Below are 16,374 nucleotides of genomic sequence, written 5' to 3' on the forward strand. Positions count from 1 at the left end.
TACCATCGTCAATTTGTGCTCGCGGCGCTTCTGTCATTTCCATTTAGAACAACTGACTTCGCGCGTGACTGCCGCCCGGACTTTGAGTCAATTGGGCACGGTCGGCTCGCTCACACCTGTCGTCCTATGGTTGGTTGAGCGGCGTTTTAAAACAGGTGCACGGCTCCGCAATACCGATGGCACGTACACATCGCCCGGCCCACAACAAGCAAGGCCCCTTCCGGGGCCTTGCGCATCAACCTCAGAGGTGGGCTCCGCCCCCTCACTTCCCCATCAGCTGCTTGGCATTCTCGGCCGTGATCGCGGTGGTCTCCACCGTCACCGTCGGCTCAACCTCTGTTGCGCAATCCAGCAGGATCTTCTTCGACATCTCGATCGCTTCCTTGGCACCCGTCGGGTAGGTGAAGGTTGCGACCCAGTCGCCCTTGGCAACGGCCTCGATGCCGCCGGCCGGGCCCGGCAGGCCGTCGGTGCCGATGATCTTGACGTCCTTGCCTGCCCCCTTGGCGGCGAGCAGCGCGCCGGCGGCCATCATGTCGTTGGAGGCGTACAGCACCTTGATGTCGGGGTGCGCCTGAAGCATGGCGGCGAAGGCGACCTGGGCTTTATCCGGCACCCAGTCGGCGGCCTGCTCGGCCACGATCTGGACTTTCGGGTTGCCCTTCACGCCTTCCTTGAAGCCGTTGAGGCGCTCGACGGCCGGCGTCGAGCTCGGCAGGCCTTGCAGCACCGCCGCCTCGCCGCCATCGGGCAGCAGGGTCTTGGCGGTGTACTTTCCGGCTTCCTCGGCGATCTTGAAATTGTCGCCGCCGATGAAGGCGGTGTAGTCCTTGCCGGGGTCGCCGACCGTCTTGCGGTCGAGCTCGATGACCGGGATGCCGGCATCCATGGCGCGCTTCACCGCCGGCGTCAGCGGCGCCGCCTCGAAGGGCGAGATCAGCAGGATGTCGACCTTCTGGGTGATGAAATTGTCGACCTGCGAGGTCTGCGTGTTGACGTTGCCGGCGCCGTCGGCGATCTGCAGCGTGAAGCCAGGCACTTCCTTGGCCGCCGCCTCCAGCTCGTCATTGACGTGCTGGCGGTAGGGTTCGGCATTGTTGGCCTGCGAAAAGCCGATGATGAACTGGCCGTCCTTGGCGCAGGCTTTCACCAGCGGTTCGGCGGCATAGGCGGTGCCGGCAATGCACAGGCACGAGCCTGCTAGAAGCACAGTCGATAAGATCGTTTTCATACTCACTCTCCTCCTCGTCTGGCGGGGGGCCAGACCTTGGTTGACGTCGACTTTTGCCGTCTCCTCCTTGTTTGTTGATGCATGTCGTTGTCGCAAAACCGATTTCACCTTTGCGCGACATGCATTAACGACCCAAACCCTCGCGGCGGCGAACGAGGGATTGAAGCACTGCCGCCAGAACGATGATCGCGGCGGTCGCGAGCAGCTGCATGGCGGGGGTGATGTTGTTGAGCTGCAGGATGTTGGCGAGCGCGCCCAGCATGATGGTGCCGGCGACGGTGCCGACCATCGAGCCGGCGCCGCCGAACAGGCTGGTGCCGCCGATGACCACGGCGGCGATGGCCGTCAGTTCATAGCCCATGCCGTCATTGGCGCTGCCGAAATTGAACTGGCCGGCATGGACGATGCCGGCAAGGGCCGCGGCAAAGCCGGTGATGGCGTAGACCGAGATCTTCACCATCGACACCGGCACGCCCGAAATGCGCGCGGCGCGCTCATTGCCGCCGACGGCAAAGACATAGCGGCCGAAGCGCGTGGTGTTGAGCACGATGGTGGCGATGGCCGCAAAGACGATGAAGACCAGCGTCGCCACCGGCACGGTGTTGTTGAACAGGCGCTCGCCCAGCACGGCGAACACAGGCGGCGCCAGGCCCGGCCCGTCGCCATAGGAGATGTTGATGTACTGGTTGCCCGACACGACCAGCGCCAGGCCGCGCGCGGCCTGCAGGCCGGCCAGCGTGACGATGAACGGCTCCAGTCGAAAGCGGGTGGAGATGGTGCCCTGGATGGCGCCAAAGACGATGCCCATGACCAGCACGGCGAGGATGGTGGGGATTAGGCCGAAGCCGCCGGAGATCATCATCGATGCGGTGACGACGCTGGAGAGGCCCAGCACCGCGCCGACCGACAGGTCGATGCCGGCGGTGATGATGACGAAGGTCATGCCGATGGCGATGATGCCGGTCTCCGACACGGCGCGCACGATGTTGGCGATGTTGTCGGGGTTGAGGAACAGGATCTCGCCATGGCGGCGTGGCGAGAAGATGATGCCGCCGATCGCCACCAGCACCAGGCCGATCAGGCTCTGGAAGCGCACGATCAGCGCCAGCGGATCGCGATGTTTTCGGGGCGCCGCCGTCACAGGTGCGCCTGCCGCCGAAATCTTCTCGTCAGACATCAGGCCTCCCTGCCGTTTGCCGCGGCCAGCACCGTGTGCTCGTCGACGCCGCCCATGAATTCCGCCACATTGCGCCCCTGGCGCAGCACCACGATGCGGTCGCAAAGCCCGATCAGCTCCGGCATCTCGCTGGACGCGACCAGTATGCCGAGCCCTTGCGCCGCGAGTGCCCTGAGCCGCGCGTAAATCTCGCCCTTGGCGCCGACATCGACGCCGCGTGTCGGCTCGTCGAGCAGCAGCAGGCGGGGGTTGCCGAGGATTTCCTTGGCCAGCACCACCTTCTGCTGGTTGCCGCCGGACAGTGCGCCGACAGCGATGTCCGGGTTCTTCGGCCGAATATCGAACTGGCTGAAGGACTCTTTCACCGCCTCCGCCTGACGGCGCGGCGACACCAGCCAGTTCGGCGAAATCCTGGATATGACCGACATCACCAGATTGAGCCCGACCGCCATGCGCAGCATCAGGCCCGAGCCCCTGCGGTCGTCGGTGACGAAGGCGATGCCCGCGTCGCGGGCGGCCTTGATGGAGTCGAGCTTCACCGGCTTGCCCGATATGGCGACCTCGCCCTCCCAGCGGCCAGACAGGCCGGTGCCGTAGAGGGCGGACAAAAGTTCGGTGCGCCCTGCCCCCATAATGCCGGCGAGGCCGACGATCTCGCCTTCATGGACATCGAGCGACACGCCTTGCGGCGCCTGCCAGCCGGCGCTGTCGCGGGCGAGCCGAAAGCTCGCATCGCGCAGGCTGAGCAGCGGTTTGCCGGCCCCTTTGGCGCGCTGCGGATAGAGTTCGTCCAGCGGACGCCCGACCAGCAGCCGCACCAGCTCGGCCTGCGGCGCGTGCGGCTCGGTGATGCCGGCAACGCGGCCGTCGCGCATCACCGTCACGCGGTCGGCAATGCCTGGCACTTCCTCCAACCGGTGCGAGATGTAGACGATGCCGACGCCGGTAGCGGCGAGCTTGCGCATGATGTCGAACAGCCGCTCGACTTCGCCGACGGTGAGTGCGGCCGTCGGCTCGTCCATGATCAGCACGCGCGAGGCATAGGACAGCGCCTTGACGATCGCCACCACCTGGCGCTGGCCGATTGACAGGTCCGCCACCATCGCCCCTGGATCGATGGCGATCTCGATCGCCTCCAGCCGCTTCTTCGCCTCACGGCGCATCGCCGGCACGTCGAGGAAGCCGCCCGGGCGCATCAGTTCGCGGCCGAGGAAAAGATTGGCCGCGACATCGAGCGACGGCACGAGGTCGAGCTCCTGGAAGATGGTGGCGATGCCGGCGGCCTGCGCTTCGCGCGGATTGTTGAAGCGCACGGGTTTGCCGTCGATCTCGATCGTGCCTTCGTCCGGCGTGTAGACGCCCGACAATAGGTTCATCAGCGTCGACTTGCCGGCGCCGTTTTCGCCAAGCAGCGCGTGGATTTCGCCCGCCTTGAGGTCGAAGTCGACGCCGCGCAACGCCTGCACGCCGCCGAAGCGTTTGACCGCGCCGGTCATCACCAGAAGCGGCGCGGTCATTTCGGCCTCCCGCAGGATTGGCGGGTCTGCAAGGTCGCCTGCAGCCGCACGGCTTGAGGCGGCGCTTCGCTCGAGGCGATGCGGGCGCTGAGCAGTGCCGCGGCCTGGCGGCCGATCTCGGTGCAGGGCTGCTCGACCAGCGTCAGCCGTGGCTCGAAACAGTCGGCCCATTCGAAATCGTCGAAGCCGACCAGCGACAGATCGCGCGGGATCGAAAGACCCTTTTCGCGGATGGCGCGGACTGCCCCGATCGTCGTCATGTTGTTGCCGGTGACCAATGCGGTGGGCGGCGTGGGCAGCGACAGGATCGCATGCGTCGATGCGGTCGCCGCCGCCGTGTCGACATTCTCCGGCGAGACATAGTGCAGCAGGGTTTCAAGTCCATTGGCGGCGAGCGAAGCCTGGAACGCCTCGATGCGTTCGCGCGTCGTCGCCAGCCCGGGCTGGCCGGCGATGTAGCCGATGCGCTTGTGGCCGAAGGAGGCGACATGGTCGATCAGCGCGCGCATCGCCGTGTCGTTCTCGACGCCGATCTGATCGAAGCGGTCGTCGGCGAAACGGTCGATCAACACGCACGGCACTTTCTTGTCGGCGAGATAGTCGATGGCGCGCTGCGGCGAACCCGACGGCGCCAGGATGACGCCATCGACCCGGCGCTGGTGGAAGGCGCGCACCACTTGCAGCTCGCGGTCCGGGTCTTCCTGTGTGTCGGAGAGAAACACCATCAAGCCGAGGCGCGCGCATTCGGCCTCAACCGCGCAGATGATGTCGGTGAAATAGGGATTGGAAATCGCCGAGATGGCCAGGCCGACACTGTTGGTGGTGGACGCCTTCAGCGACCGCGCCAGCTCGTTGGGCTGGTAGCCCATGGCGGCAATGGCGTCGTTGATCAGCTTCGCCTTCTCCAGCGAAACGAAGCGCGTGTTGTTGACGACATGCGAGACGGTCGACACCGACACGCCGGCGCGCCGCGCCACTTCAGCCATTGTCGGCAATAAAACTCAGCGCTGACAAGCGCTCCTCCCTATGCGTTTCCCGTCCGCTCTGATTGGCGGATTTCAGGGAAGCTTAGGGTGATCGAAACGTTTGCGCAATCGATTCGATGGATTTTTTTGGCGGGCTCATCTCCCCCCTTGAGGGGGAGATGTCGCCGAAGGCGACAGAGGGGGTCGCCGCGTGAAGCGCCAACGTAATCTACAGAATCAGGCTGAGCCCGGTCGAACCGACCCCCTCTGGCCGCTTTGCGGCCATCTCCCCCTCAAGGGGGGAGATCAGCAGCGTCAGCGCCCAGCAAACTCCGCCACCAACGCCTCATACGCCTCAAGCGTCGGCAACGCCTCGTAGCTGTGCACCGCCGGCGTCTCCGCCCAGGGCAGCTTCTCGCTGGTCCATGTCTCGATGAACGGCGTGAACCAGCCGGGCTCGTCGAGCATGGTCGGGCGCAAATTGACGAACCAGTCGAGGCCCTCGGGGCGGGTGAACATCCATGTCATGCAGTGGCCGCAGAAATAGTGTTTTGACGCGCCGTGCAGGCCGCCGATCACCGGCTCGCCTTGGATGATCTCGAACCCGTCGGAGGGAATTGCGGCGCTCAGCGAATGGGCGCTGGCCGACATGGTCTGGCAGCCGGTGCAATGGCAGGCCATCGTTAAAAGCGGCTTTGCGGAAATTTTCAGCCGCACGCGTCCGCAGCGACAGCCGCCTTCGGCCGGCAAGGTCAGGGTTGGCAAGGCAGCCTCCTGTCTTCGTCGAGATTCGTGCGCTTCAGCTGCCGGTCAGCGCCTTGGTCGTCACCAGCGTGGCGCCGGCATCGGTGAAGTCGGCATTGTACCGGGCGATAATCTCGGCAGCGGTTGCGTCGGGCGTATCCAGCGTGGAATGGGCATCGGAAACCACGGTGACGGCAAGGCCTTCGGCCAAAGCGCCCTTGACGGTACCGGCGATGCAGAAATCGGTCTGCGCGCCGGCGAGCACGACTTCATCAACCCCCTGCCCGGCCACCCAGGCGCCAAGTTCGGGATTGGAAAAGGCGTTGCGGACGCTCTTGGAGAAGGTCGGCTCGTCCTTGGCCTGGCCGAGTTCCGGCCACACCGGCCAACCCGGCTCGCCCGGCGCCAGCGGATCGCCGGCCGGCCCGTCATGCCTGACGAAAGCGACCTTGCGGCCCTCGCGCCGCGCCCAGTCGATCAGGGAGCGGGTGCGCTGGGCAATGCCCGGGGCATCGTGGATCGGCGGCTCGACAAGGCCGTCGAACATGTTGGTCTGGAGATCGATGACGATGAGGGGAGCGGGAGCTTTTGACATGGCGCGAAGATAGCGCGGGAGGCGGATGGGTCAAGGAGAGGCTGCTAATCTCCCCCCTCGTGGGGGAGATGGCCGGCAGGCCAGAGGGGGGCGCTGTCCCGCCGGCTTCTCAGTCAGCCAAAGCTGCTACGCCGACAGTTTCCGGAACGAAAATACGCTATGTCGCGATCCTTCGCGCCCCCCTCTGCCCTGCCGGGCATCTCCCCCACGAGGGGGGAGATCAACTACCCTCACCCGATCCCGCCAGTCACCGTATAAGCGCCGGCGGTGCGCCCGTCCTCCAGTCTTACGACCGCCGTTACGATCGAGCCGTAAGCGCCGCGCCAGACACTGTGGGTCCGCTCATGCTCGGCGGCCGGCACCAGCACGCTGCCGTGAAAGTGGTTGCCGCTCCGCTGTATAGCGACGGGCTCGCCATTGACGTGGACCTTGACGCCTGCGGTCTCCGCGTCATTGGCATCGAGCTCGACCACTACGGCGATCTCGGTCTGGTCGCCCTGCTGTCTCGTCTCGGCGACAAGCCTGAGCGCCGGCGGCGGCGCATCGCTAGCCCGCAATCCACCGCGCCCCGCAAACACATCATCCGGCAATTCCGGCGTGCGCCGCGGGCTGGTGCGGCGTTGGGTGGCGCGCTCGTAGTCGCCGGCGAACTGCAGCAGCCTGACATCGTCATAGGCCTTGCCGGCAAATGTCAGCCCGACCGGCATGCCTATGTCGGCCATGGTGCCCATCGGCACGGTGACGGTCGGGATGCCGAGATGGCGCCAGACCAGATTGCCGTTGGCGACCCAGGTGCCGTTGCGCCAGGCAAGGTCTGCCGAGGCTTCGTTGACGTCGGCATCGGCCGGCCCGACATCGGCGACCGCCGGCAGCACCACGGCGTCGAGCTTATGCTCATCGAGCCAGTCCTCGAAATCGATGCGCCGCGTTGCCTCAAGCCCCTTGAGCCCATCGGCCAGCGTGGGGATGTCCCGGAGCGGCGTCACACCTTGCCTGGCGCGGGTGACATAGTCGGCCAGATCGAAGCCGTCATCGCCATAGCGGTCTGGCAGCGTGCCCGGAGGCTGCGGGAAAATCTTTGGACCATCGACCGCGGCCAGATCGGGGATGGCCGGGTCGGCATTGGCGCGCAAAAAGTCGTCCCATGACCAGATGCAGAGATCCCAGATTTCGCGCTCGGCGAAGGCTGCCGGGACCAGTCCGCGCTCGACCATGGACTTTGCGCCCGGACGGTCGCGCTCGCAATTGGAGACGACAGGAAAATCGACCTCGACCACTTCCGCGCCGAGTTTTTCCAGATCGCTTGCCGCCCGCCGCCAGAGGTCGAGCACCGAGGCGCGGGTTTCAATCGGTCGCTCTGCGCCGCCATCGTGGCCGATATACATTTTCGGCACGCCGAGGCGCTTGCCCTTGAGAGCGCCTTCCAGCGCCAGCCCGGTATAGCTTGGCGGCCTGAGTGCCGAAGCCTCCGGGATCGTCACCCAGGGCTGCGCACGCCAGAAATCGCCGCGCGTCTCCTGGTCGTCGGCGACGATCACGTCGAGCAGTTCAAGCATATCGGCAATCCCGCGCGTGTGCGGCACCACCACGTCCATGGTCGGCACCAGCGGCCAGTTGCCCCGGACCGAGATGATGCCGCGCGACGGCGTATAGGCGACCAGCGCATTGTTGGACGCCGGCGCACGACCCGACGACCACGTCTCTTCGCCGAGCCCGAAGGCGGCGAAGCTGGCGGCGGTGGCGGTGCCCGAGCCGTTGGACGAGCCGGAGGCGAAGGCGGCGGTCAGGTAATCGGCGTTGTAGGGGCTTTCGGCGCGGCCATAGACGCCGCGCTGCATGCCGCCATTGGCCATTGGCGGCATGTTGGTCAACCCGATCAGCACCGCGCCGCCGGCCCTGAGCCGCGCGATGCTGAAGGCGTCCTCATTGGCGACGAGATGCTCGAAGGCCGGCGAGCCGGCGGCCACCGTCAGGCCTTTCACCTTGTAGCTGTCCTTGGCGGTGTAGGGGATGCCGTCGAGCGGCCCAAGGGTGGCGCCGTTGCGGCGCCGCAGATCGGAGGCCGCTGCCTCCTCGAACATTGCGGGGTTGAGCACCGGCACGGCATTCAGCGCAACGCCATGGCGGTCGTAGTGCGCGATGCGCCTGAGGTAGGCGCCAACCAGCTCGACGCTGGTGACGGTGCCGTCTTCCAGGGCGCGACGCAGGTCAGCGATCGAGGCTTCGACGAGGTGGAGGTCGGACATGGGATGCTCGGTTTGCGGCAGGCAAAGACTCTTCGCATCAGGCGATGCAAGTGTCACGCCTCAAACGGCGGGCACGACGGCGAAGCTGCTGATCTCCCCCCTTGAGGGGGAGATGTCGCCGAAGGCGACAGAGGGGGTCGCCGCGCGTGGAGCGCTAACCTCCTTACGTCTGCGACAAAGGGGCCGAGCCCAGTCGAACCGCCCCCCTCTGGCTTGCCGGCCATCTCCCCCTCAAGGGGGAGATCGCTACCCTCACCCATTCCTCAGCGCCTGCGCGGGCGATTGCCGGTAGGCGAGGATGGACGGCACCACTGCGGCCACGCCCGCGACGCCAAGCAGGATCACCACCGAGCGCATATCCTCGATGCGGAACGTCACCGGCATGGAAAAACCGCTCACCTCGCCCATCGTATGGGCGATCGTTCGGGCGGCGAGATAGCCGAAGAGGAAGCCGAGCAGGACCCCGGCGCCGACGATGACGAACGTTTCCACCCAGACGATCCCGAACACCACCGCGCGTGGCGCGCCGAAGGCGCGCAGGGCGCCGATCTGGTGCCGCCTCTGCAAAACATGGGCGATGACGACCAGAAGAATTGCCGCCGCGACGAGGAATTGCGCACCGGCCGCCACCAAAGACAGGATGCGCCTTGCATCACCAAGGGTTCCGTAGAGCCGGGTCAGCACTTCGCCGGGGAAGACCGCCAGCGTGCGGTCGCTGCGGTATTGCTGGCGCAGCTTGTAGGCGTCGGCGATGGTGTGCGGTTTTACCAGGACGGCGGGCAGGCCGGGCGCCGAGGGATCGAGAACGGCATCGGGGTTGATCGGCGCTTCGAAACCGTGCGGCTCGGCACCGTCTTTTGCGTCAACCTGCTCGACCAGTGCTGCTATTCCGGCGCGTCCATTCTCGTGCTTATGAACATGCCAGACCGCCTCGATCGGCACGATGATCGCCCGGTCCCAAGCTGTGCCAGTAGGGCTGAGGCGGCCGACAATCGTATAGGTGAAATCATTGTGGATTTCGGTCGCCGCTTGCAGCTGGCCGTGCGCGGGATGAAAGCGGGCACCGACGCTTTTGGGCACGGCGGCGCCGACCAGCGCATCGCCAAGCAGCGCAAATGTGCGGCCCTCGGAGACGCCGCCCAGTCCATCGACCAGCGCTTGCGTGGTGCCGACGATCGGAAAGTTTTCGACAAAATCGCCGAAGCCGACAGGCGCTGCCCAGGCCACCCGCTTGTCCCTGATGAGCCCGGAGAGCACGTCGCCCGGCATCAGCGACAGCGGCGCGGCCTGGAGAAATACCGAGGACAGCACCAGCTGGGTTTCGCTGCCCGGCGCTCCGATGACGAGGTCGAATGCATCAGCGGCCTGCGCGCTGCCCAGCCGCAGCGCCCGCTCACTGAGCGTCACTGCAACGCCGAGTGCGGTCGCAAGCGCAATCAGCAAGGCCACGGCAGCCACGCCGATCCAGTGTCGCCTCAGATCCGCGGCGATGAAGCGGAGCATCGGCTATTCCTTTTTTCAAGCTCAAAATGCTTCATCGCGTATGTCCTGCGATGTCGCCTTATCGCGCGTCACCTGACCGGCTTCCAGGCGGATGATCCGGTCCAGCCTTTCGATGAGCCGTTTCTCGTGACTGGCGACGATGAGGGTGGTTCCCGCCTCACCCGCCAATTGCAGCAAGAGGTTCGCCACCGCGATTCCGGAATCGGCATCGAGGCTGGCGGTCGGCTCGTCGGCGACGACAATGGCCGGTCTGGTCACCAAAGCCCTGGCGACGGCGACCCGCTGCATCTGTCCGCGCGACATGGTTTCGACCGGCTGGCCGGGGCGTGAGATTTCGACCCGTTCGAGCAGCCGCAGTGCTTCCGCCTTCAGCTCTGCCACCGGGCGGACCCTCGACAACCGGCCGGGCAGCAACACGTTTTCCAGCGCCGACAGGCCGGGGCAGAGATAAAACTCCTGCATGACCAGGCCGACATGGGCGGAACGCCAGCGGTCGCGCCTGGCTTCGGAGAGGCTGGAAAGCTCGGTATCGCTCCAGCGCACCGAACCGTGGCGTGTCCTTTCCAGCCCGGTCACGATGTTTATGAACGTCGTCTTGCCCGATCCCGACGGCCCGGTCACGGCGACTTTCTCGCTGGCCGCGATCTCAAGCGTGGGCACGGCGAGCGCGGGCTTGTCGAGGTCACGGAAGGAAACCCGCAAATCCCTGACGGAAAGGCCAAGCATGATGGCTACGCCCGGTAGAAATGCGCATCGACGATGCGCAGAAGGCTGACGAAGCCGGTTTCCGGGTCGGTCCAGGAGCCGGCTTCCAGCCTGCCTGCCACTTCAATGAGCGCGTTTGCCTGTTCGAAGGTTTGCGCCTGGTCGAGATAGATGACGACGATGTTGTCCGGCCAGTCGGCGTCGGACGAGCAGAATGGACACAGCGCCATCGGAATCTCGGTCAGGACGAAGAATTTCGCCTCGGCCTTGAGCGGCGGCGCCATGAAACCCTTCATGGTGACGTCCTGGCCGGCAAGGGTCTTGACCTTATCGGAGAAGCTCATGCCGAGCACGCCGATCTTGGCGTAGAGGTCATCGAAGGTAAGCGGCGCTGGTGCGGCCGACGCGCTGTGCAAAGCCTGGGAAAGACAGACCGTAGCCGAACCGAGCACCATGCCGCGACGGGTGATCGGTCTGCACTCCATGATTGCCATTCCCTTATCGATTGGCGCTGGCGCCGTCAGCGCCCGAACCATCGTCCCGTCCCGCCCCATCCGCAAGCACCGGATGGAGCGGCCGGGATCATCACAGGCCGTGCGGCTCAGTTCGTCGCCGGCGCCAGTCCGAGCGCATCGGCGAGGACCTTATAGACGTCACTCTCCTCCATGTAGCCCTTGAAGCCTTCCGCACCCGGGCCGGTAGCCTGCAGCACGACGTCATCGACGGCATGGACCGCTGTATCGGCCGACTTCGGCAGGTTGCCGATGCGCAGCACGGCGCCGGGTACGTCCTTGTACTTCTCGTTGGCGACATACTGCTTGCTCTCGTTCTGCACCGCCGGCACGAACGGGCCGTCGAGCTTCGGGCGGAACGTCTCGTAATAGTCGGGGAAGTTGGCGCCGAAGATGGCCAGACGGCGCGAGACATCGACGCTGTCGGGATAGCCGTCGTTGTTCTTGTCCTCGTAGTTCGGGAAGCCTGCGTCGGCATAGATACCGACCTTGTCGCGCATGTCGGGGCCCGGCTTGCTGTCGTCGATGGTGCCGATGATGGAAACGCTGTGGGTGTGGTCGCCGGTTATCACGATCATCGTGTCGGGATGGGTCTTGGCGAATTCCATCGCAACGCCGACCGCCTTGTCGAATTCGATGACCTCGACCATGGAGCGCTCCCAGTCCATCGGATGCGACATCTTGTCGACCGAGGCGCCTTCGACCATCAGGAAGAAGCCTTCGGGGTTCTTCGACAGTTCGCCAAGTGCAACATTGGTCATTTCGACGAGACCCGGCTGATTGGGGAAGGTTTCCACGGTGCCCTTCTTGAGGAAGTCGCGGTCAAGCGTGACGTCCATGTTGCCGGTATGGAACAGGCCGAGGATCTTGCCGGTGTTGGTTTTGGCTGCAGCCTCGAGTTCGGTCTTGTCGGTGGCAAGGGCGTATCCGGCATCGCGGAATTTCGCGATGTAGTCAGTGTCGTCCTTGCGCTTGGAGCCGGCCATGCTCTGCGGCAGGAAATAGGCGGAGCCGCCGCCGAGGATGACGTCGGGCTGCGTCTGGTAGAACATGCCGACGATGTCGGCCTTGTCGCTGCGGCTGCGGGTATGGGAGACGACGGCTGCCGGCGTGGCGTCCTCGATCTCGGCCGTCGAGACGACGCCGATCGACTTCTTGCCGGTGCGCCGCAGAGCCTCGGCGATGGTCTCGACCTTCGGGTCATCCTGGCTCGGCTTGGTGCGGTCGGCATAGACGCCGAGCGCGTTCACCGCCGTCTTGTGGCCGGTCATATAGGCCGACATGGTGTTGGCGCTGTCGGTGGCAATCGCGTTGGTCGACGACGTGCCGATAAAGGCCATATGGTCGAGATCGTCCATGTTGAGCCGGCCGTTCGCCTTGCCTTCGGTCATGCCCTTGGACATGATCCGCGCACCGGTGCGATGCGCAACGGAGAGGCCGTCGCCAAGCAGGAAGATGACGTTCTTGGCGCGCGGGGTCGCCGAGGTTCCGAACACCTCCCATTTGACGGACTTGGTCTCGTCGCCAGCCTTGGCTTCGATCTCATAGGTGCCGGGCTGGGCGATGCTGGCGGCGCGGATCAAAATGGCGGAGGCATCGACCCCCTCTTCCTTCTCCACGAACTCGACCTCTTTGCCGAGGACCTCTTCGGCCGGCTTGCCGTTGATCGTCACCGTGACCTGGTCGGGGGTGACCACCTTGTCGAATTCGACCTTCAGGTCGAAAGGAGACTGGGCGAGGATCGTGGCGCGGTCGAGAGGATAGATCGTGGCAGCACCAGCAGCGCTGGCAAGACTTGTCGTAACGGCAAGTGCGATGAGGGGGCGAAGCATAAGTGACCTCCAAAATTGACTGATAAAAGGCAGTTTTTGGTAGTCGTTGCCGATGTCCGTTATATGACAAAACCTCTCCGGGGCCGCTCACATTTCTGCGTCATCCGAAGCCGGTTGAGAATCGGGATTGAACGAAGCTGCGGATGCGGCGTCGCTTGTATTGCTGGCTATCTGCGCTCAAGGGAAGATCGGAAGCGTCGCCCATTTCATCAGCGTTGCCTGAGTACTCAGCTCACAGCGTCTTGCTGTCGAACTGGCCTTTTTCCTTCATCATTTGAAGAAAGGTCCCGGCCTCGGCGTTTCCGTGGCCCGCTGCCGTGGAAAACCACTTGGCGGCTTCCGGATAGTTCGGCTTGCCGTCGATGCCGGTATAATAGATCTTGCCAAGGTTGAGTTCTGCTTCGACATTTCCCGCCTTGGCCGCCTTCAGAAACCAAAACTCGGCGGATTTGTTGTCCTTGGCTATCCCTCTGCCTTGGGCATAAGCACCCCCCAGATACAGTTCAGCCGAAACATCGCCCTGCTTTGCAGCCTTGAGCCACCACGAAACGGCATTCGCGTCGTTCTGGGCCAGCCCAGCGCCTGTCCAATATGCGATGCCCAGGCTCATCTGCGCATAGGCTTCTCCCTGGCTCGCCGCCTTCAGCCACCAGGACGCCGCTTCAGCGTCGCTTTTGGCAACGCCCCTGCCCGTAGCATAGGCGTAGGCCACCGCAGACTGCGCCGGGACATAGCCCTGTTCTGCCGCTTTGACCAACCAAACGAACGACTGGGCGTCGTCCTTGCCGATGCCTTTTCCCAACTCATATGCGTTTGCCATGGAGTATTGCGCTTCCGGCACGCCGGCGGCCGCAGCCTTCATCCACCATTCGAAGGCCAGACGGTCATCCTGACCAACTCCATGGCCAAGCGAATACAGAGTGCCCAGCAGAGACTGGGCATTCGGCTCACCCTTGTCGACCGCCTTTCGCAACCACGTCACGGCGAGCTGGTCGTCCTTCTTGACCCCTTGGCCGAGATAATACGCCCGACCGATACAGTAGACGGCTTCAGTGTTTCCGCCATCGGCTGCCTTGCGCCACCAGGAGAGCGCCTGCTCATAGTTTTGAGTAACACCTTGGCCCTGCGCATACAGGCCGCCGACGGAGTACTGACCATTCGCATTGCCCTTGTCGGCTGACTGCATTGCAAACTTCAACGCCAGCTGATCGTTTCTTTCGACACCTCGACCCTGGGAGTAGGCTTGGCTGAGCCCAGCTGCCGCCTCGGCATTTCCTTGCTCGACCGCCTTGCCCCACCAGTAGGCCGCCAGCTTGTCATTTTGGGCGATACCCAGACCGCTCCAGTACATCGCGCCTAGACCGGACTGTGCGTCAGCATTTCCCATCTCGGCAAGCACAGAGGTCTGATGGAATTGCTCGCGATAGTCCTTGGCCAGGAAAGCTGCTTGAGCCTTCTTTATGGCCGACCATTGCACCAAATAATTTCGGACAGGCCCGAGCAGCACGAAGCCGGCCAGCACGACCAGGACGATGGGCAGGACCGTTCTACGAAGCGGCGCAGGCGAACGGTAAACAGTTGTATCGGCTTCAGGCGGCCAGTCATTGTTGTTCAAGTTGGCGATCCATTTGCAGCCACCAGTAATCACTACCGCAATCCGCGCTGTTCTGGAATATCCGCTGCATTTAATACCGCGCTACTGTGGCGCACCGGCGAACAGCACCGTGCCATCCCCGGTGGCCGGCCAGTCCCTGATGGTGCGGTCGTCGCCGCCGGTGAGCAGCGTGCCGTCGGGCGCGAAGGCGACGGCGTAGATCGGGCCGGTGCGGCTGTCGAACATGGCGATTTGATTGCCGGTGTCGACGTCCCACAGCCGCGCCGTGCCGTCGAGCGAGCCGGAGGCCAGTCGCTTGCCATCGGCCGACAGCGCCAGCGTGTAGACGGTGCCTTCGTGGCCTTCGAAGCGGCGCAGTTCCCTAAACGTGTCGAGGTCCCAGAGCTTGATCGTGTAGTCGCCGCTGCCGGTGATGACGTGATGGCCGTCGGCGGTGAAGACGGCGCCGTAGGTGCCCTGCTCGTGGCCGTGCCAGCTGCGCAATTGCTTGCCGCTTTCGACGTCCCAGAATTTCAGCGTGCCGTCGATGGAGCCGCTCAGCGCGCGTGTGCCGTCGGGCGAGATGGCGACCGTGCTGATCGGCCAGTCGTGCCCGGTCATCACATGCAGCGCGGATTTGTTGACGAGGTCCCAGACGATGACGTTGCCGGTGTCGTGACCGCTGACGGCACGCTTTCCGTCCTGGCTGATCGCCAGCTTGCGCACACCGCCATTCTGCCCCGACGAGAACACATGCAGCACAGTGCCGTCGGCGAGCTTTCGCAGCACGACTTCGCCGTCATCGCCGGCGGTCAGCGCGGTGGCGCCGTCGGGCATGAACAGCGCCGTGCGCGCCATGTCCTTGTGTTCGCCGAGATTGCGGATCAGCCGCTTGCCGGCGATGTCCCAGAGCTTGATCATGCGATCGGTGCTGGCGCTCATGATGTCGCGGCCATCGGCTGACACGGCGAGCCAGACGACGGCGTCGCGGTGACCGTCGGGCTCGGTCGGCAGTGGTGGTTCGGCCGGCGGCAAGGGCGCGACCGTTTCCGGCGGTGTTGGAAGTGCGGCTTGTGGCGGTGTGGCTGGAGCCGGCGGCGGGGCCGCTTCCGGTGGCGGGGTTGCCGGAGCAAGTGCGACGTCAGGTGGCCGTGGCGGCGCGGGCGGCGCCGGCTCCGGCGGTTTGGCTGCCTGCACGGGCGGTGTTGGCTCAGGCGGGATAGCGATCGGCGGCGAACTCGGCGGAGTTGGCGGCGCCGCCAGGTCCGGCGGAACACTGGCGATATCCTGACCCTTCGGCTCGGCCTTGGGTTCCTTCGGGGCGGCCACCTCGCCGCCCGGAGCGGAGCGATGAACCAACCATGGGCCGAATCGATCGGCCAGCAACGCCAGAACGACAAGCGCCGGCAGAACCAGGAAAACTTGCCGCAGCCGCGGCTTGCCGGGGTTTTGCACCTCCGCCGCCCGGCCGAACAGCGGTGCTCCGGACAGGTGGGCCGAACCGCGCGGCAACAGCCCGGCAAAGAACAACAGCGCCCCGATCACGCAGCTCACGCCTGCCACGAAAAGGGCCACGGAGCGCATGGACGCGAGGGATGTCGCGATGCTTGCGTCGCCCTGCGCCAGGCGCAGCATGGCGAAGCAACCGACGCCGATAACCAGCACGACCAGCGCGAGCAGCCTGTCGGCACCCCTGTTCATTGGCTCTCTTCCCCAGGCCGCGTACTCTGCGGCCGCCCTGTCACGAAACTAG

Annotated in this window: 13 protein-coding genes; all 13 read right to left on the reverse strand. The window is 64.8% G+C overall.

Going from position 1 to position 16,374, the window contains the following annotated elements; genetic code table 11:
- Nucleotides 1-262: 262 nt before the first annotated feature.
- Complete coding sequence (locus AC1D1L_RS19810; RefSeq protein WP_477343147.1) at nucleotides 263-1,231, reverse strand: substrate-binding domain-containing protein; 969 nt, start codon at nucleotides 1,229-1,231, stop codon at nucleotides 263-265.
- Nucleotides 1,232-1,355: 124 nt separating this feature from the next.
- Entirely contained in the window at nucleotides 1,356-2,408 is a 1,053-nt protein-coding gene (locus AC1D1L_RS19815; protein WP_477343148.1) for an ABC transporter permease, read from the reverse strand.
- Entirely contained in the window at nucleotides 2,408-3,925 is a 1,518-nt protein-coding gene (locus AC1D1L_RS19820) for a sugar ABC transporter ATP-binding protein (RefSeq protein WP_477343149.1), read from the reverse strand. The genes AC1D1L_RS19815 and AC1D1L_RS19820 overlap by 1 nt, the downstream gene beginning before the upstream one ends.
- Complete coding sequence (locus AC1D1L_RS19825; RefSeq protein ID WP_477343150.1) at nucleotides 3,922-4,920, reverse strand: LacI family DNA-binding transcriptional regulator; 999 nt, start codon at nucleotides 4,918-4,920, stop codon at nucleotides 3,922-3,924. Before AC1D1L_RS19825 ends, AC1D1L_RS19820 begins: the two co-directional genes overlap by 4 nt.
- A 285-nt stretch (nucleotides 4,921-5,205) precedes the next feature.
- Nucleotides 5,206-5,655: a GFA family protein gene (locus AC1D1L_RS19830; RefSeq protein WP_477343151.1), complete on the reverse strand. Its 450-nt coding sequence runs from the start codon at nucleotides 5,653-5,655 to the stop codon at nucleotides 5,206-5,208.
- Nucleotides 5,656-5,689: 34 nt separating this feature from the next.
- Nucleotides 5,690-6,229, reverse strand: a complete 540-nt coding sequence (locus tag AC1D1L_RS19835) for a cysteine hydrolase family protein (RefSeq protein ID WP_477343153.1) — start codon at nucleotides 6,227-6,229, stop codon at nucleotides 5,690-5,692.
- A gap of 230 nt (nucleotides 6,230-6,459) precedes the next feature.
- On the reverse strand, nucleotides 6,460-8,475 hold the full coding sequence (locus AC1D1L_RS19840; protein ID WP_477343154.1) for an amidase: 2,016 nt from the start codon (nucleotides 8,473-8,475) through the stop codon (nucleotides 6,460-6,462).
- Nucleotides 8,476-8,727: 252 nt separating this feature from the next.
- Nucleotides 8,728-9,978: an ABC transporter permease gene (locus AC1D1L_RS19845; protein WP_477343155.1), complete on the reverse strand. Its 1,251-nt coding sequence runs from the start codon at nucleotides 9,976-9,978 to the stop codon at nucleotides 8,728-8,730.
- Between the two features lie 21 nt (nucleotides 9,979-9,999).
- Nucleotides 10,000-10,704, reverse strand: coding sequence for an ABC transporter ATP-binding protein (locus AC1D1L_RS19850; RefSeq protein ID WP_477343156.1), 705 nt, complete (start codon nucleotides 10,702-10,704; stop codon nucleotides 10,000-10,002).
- A gap of 5 nt (nucleotides 10,705-10,709) precedes the next feature.
- Nucleotides 10,710-11,177, reverse strand: a complete 468-nt coding sequence (locus AC1D1L_RS19855) for a hypothetical protein (protein WP_477343158.1) — start codon at nucleotides 11,175-11,177, stop codon at nucleotides 10,710-10,712.
- A gap of 107 nt (nucleotides 11,178-11,284) precedes the next feature.
- The gene (locus tag AC1D1L_RS19860; protein WP_477343159.1) at nucleotides 11,285-13,027 is read right to left on the reverse strand and encodes an alkaline phosphatase; all 1,743 of its coding nucleotides are present in this window, start codon (nucleotides 13,025-13,027) and stop codon (nucleotides 11,285-11,287) included.
- 232 nt (nucleotides 13,028-13,259) lie between these two features.
- The gene (locus AC1D1L_RS19865; RefSeq protein ID WP_477343160.1) at nucleotides 13,260-14,642 is read right to left on the reverse strand and encodes an SEL1-like repeat protein; all 1,383 of its coding nucleotides are present in this window, start codon (nucleotides 14,640-14,642) and stop codon (nucleotides 13,260-13,262) included.
- An 81-nt stretch (nucleotides 14,643-14,723) separates the two neighbouring features.
- Complete coding sequence (locus AC1D1L_RS19870) at nucleotides 14,724-16,322, reverse strand: WD40 repeat domain-containing protein (RefSeq protein WP_477343161.1); 1,599 nt, start codon at nucleotides 16,320-16,322, stop codon at nucleotides 14,724-14,726.
- Between the last annotated feature and the right edge of the window lie 52 nt (nucleotides 16,323-16,374).

The sequence above is a fragment of the Mesorhizobium sp. P2_D6 genome (genome assembly GCF_056404315.1).